This is a genomic window from Pseudomonas entomophila (genome assembly GCF_029193575.1).
GTDB classification, from domain to species: Bacteria; Pseudomonadota; Gammaproteobacteria; order Pseudomonadales; family Pseudomonadaceae; genus Aquipseudomonas; species Aquipseudomonas entomophila_G.
Genome location: NZ_JARGCS010000027.1, coordinates 1 through 2,738, shown reverse-complemented (window position 1 = coordinate 2,738; position 2,738 = coordinate 1). Strand labels below are relative to the sequence as shown.

General features: G+C 66.4%; 2 protein-coding genes. Both read left to right on the top strand.

Annotated elements, in window-relative coordinates:
* A partial coding sequence (locus P0Y43_RS12805; protein ID WP_275637633.1) for a methyl-accepting chemotaxis protein occupies positions 1-957 on the top strand: 957 nt, incomplete at its 5' end.
* Between the two features lie 246 nt (positions 958-1,203).
* On the top strand, positions 1,204-2,738 hold a 1,535-nt coding region (locus P0Y43_RS12800), incomplete at its 3' end, for a methyl-accepting chemotaxis protein (protein ID WP_275637632.1).

Genomic DNA, 2,738 nt, shown 5'->3' with positions numbered 1-2,738 from the left:
GTGGTGGAGAAGATCGCCAGCGGCGACCTCACCCAGGACCTGCGCGTCACCCGCCGCGACGAGCTGGGCGTGCTGCAGCAAGGCATCGCACGCATGGGCACCACCCTGCGCGACCTGATCACCGGCATCCGCGACGGTGTCACCCAGATCGCCAGCGCCGCCGAGGAGCTCTCGGCGGTCACCGAGCAGACCAGCGCCGGCGCCAACAGCCAGAAGGTCGAGACCGACCAGGTGGCCACCGCCATGCACGAGATGGCCGCCACCGTCCAGGAAGTGGCGCGCAACGCCGAACAGGCTTCGCATGCCGCCACCAACGCCGACGGCGAAGCCCGCGCCGGCGACCGCGTGGTCGGTGAGGCGATCAGCCAGATCGAGCGCCTGGCCGCCGAGGTGCATCGCTCTACCGAGGCGATGAACCTGTTGCAGCAGGAAAGCCAGAAGATCGGCAGCGTGATGGACGTGATCAAGTCGGTCGCCGAGCAGACCAACCTGCTGGCGCTCAACGCCGCCATCGAGGCGGCCCGCGCGGGTGAAGCCGGGCGCGGTTTCGCCGTGGTCGCCGACGAAGTGCGCGGCCTGGCCCAGCGCACGCAGAAGTCCACCGAGGAAATCGAAGGGCTGGTCGCCAGCCTGCAGAACGGCACCCAGCAAGTGGCCAACGCCATGCTCGGCAGCCGTACCCTCACCGACAGTAGCGTGGAGTTGGCGCGTAAGGCCGGCGCCTCGTTGGAGAGCATCACCAGCACAGTGTCGAACATCCAGTCGATGAACCAGCAGATCGCCGCCGCCGCCGAACAGCAGAGTGCAGTGGCCGAGGAGATCAGCCGCAGCATCCTCAGCGTGCGCGACGTTTCCGAACAGACCGCCGCCGCCAGCGACGAGACGGCCGCGTCGAGCGTGGAACTGGCGCGTCTGGGTGGCCAGTTGCAGACCCTGGTCAGCCATTTCCGCGTCTGACCGCAAAAGCATCGCGGGGCAAGCCCACGCCTATAGGTTACGGCGCCGTACTCAAAATCGGCGCGTCACCTATAGGCGCGGGCTCGCCCCGCGATAGAGCCCTCGCCGCAACAAAAATGGCAAATAGCCATCACTTCCTCGCTAAAATTCTGCTGAACGGCGTTTCAGCTCCCGCATACACTGCCGATACCCCGCTATGAGGCAACGGAAGGCCCGAGACAATAACTACACCGGGGGCACCTTTCGATGAACAACTGGTTCGCCAACATCAGCGTCAATCGCAAACTCACACTGGGCTTCGGCCTGGTTCTGCTGCTCACTACTCTGCTCGCCTGGACCGGCTGGAACAGCCTCGACAACCTGATCTACCGCAGCAACCACATGGGGGCGATTACCCAGTACAGCACCGCCCTCAATGAGCTGCGCGTCGCCCGTCTGCAGTACATGCTGGCCGATGGCGACGAGACCGTCGCGAACACCGTGCAAACGAAGCTCGACACCTTCGCCAAAGAACAGCAACGCCTGCTGACGGTGCTCAAGACGACCGAGAGCCTCACGGTACTCAATGAGCAGGTGCCCTTCACCGAGCAGTACCGGGCGTCGCTGAGCAAGATGCGCCAGGGCTACCAAACCAACCTCGCCGCGCATGCCGCCTTGGCGCAAGCCGGAGGCAAGGCCACCGAGTCGCTCGAGAACCTCGCCAGCAAAGTGCTGGGTAGCGCCCAACGCGACAGCAACCGCCTGGAGCAGTACCAGTTGGTGGTTCGAACCCTGCTCCAGCTGGCCCAGGCGCGCCTCGACGTGCGCAGCTACAGCGCGGAACTGACCAGCGGCGCCGAACAAAAGGCCCTCAAGCAGCTCGACGCGGTCACCCCGCGCATCGAAGCCCTGAAGCGCGAGCTGCCCGATGAGGCTGCGCACACCCAGGCGTTCGAAAACGCCATGCAGAGCTACCGGCAATCGCTCGGCGACCTGCGCAGTGCCCGCGCCACTGTGGCCCAGGCGCGCCAGGAGATGATCGAGGAGCAGGCCGAGATCATCAAACGCAACGACGCGCTGTACAAGATCCAACTCGCCCAGCGCGACGCGCACAGCGCCCAGGCCCGGACCCTGCAGTTGATCGCCACCGCGCTGGCGCTGGTATTCGGTGTGTTGGCCGCGGTGATCATCACCCGCCAGATCACCCGTCCACTGCGTGAAACCCTGCTAGTGGTGGAGAAGATCGCCAGCGGCGACCTCACCCAGGACCTGCGCGTCACCCGCCGCGACGAGCTGGGCGTGCTGCAGCAAGGCATCGCACGCATGGGCACCACCCTGCGCGACCTGATCACCGGCATCCGCGACGGTGTCACCCAGATCGCCAGCGCCGCCGAGGAGCTCTCGGCGGTCACCGAGCAGACCAGCGCCGGCGCCAACAGCCAGAAGGTCGAGACCGACCAGGTGGCCACCGCCATGCACGAGATGGCCGCCACCGTCCAGGAAGTGGCGCGCAACGCCGAACAGGCTTCGCATGCCGCCACCAACGCCGACGGCGAAGCCCGCGCCGGCGACCGCGTGGTCGGTGAGGCGATCAGCCAGATCGAGCGCCTGGCCGCCGAGGTGCATCGCTCTACCGAGGCGATGAACCTGTTGCAGCAGGAAAGCCAGAAGATCGGCAGCGTGATGGACGTGATCAAGTCGGTCGCCGAGCAGACCAACCTGCTGGCGCTCAACGCCGCCATCGAGGCGGCCCGCGCGGGTGAAGCCGGGCGCGGTTTCGCCGTGGTCGCCGACGAAGTGCG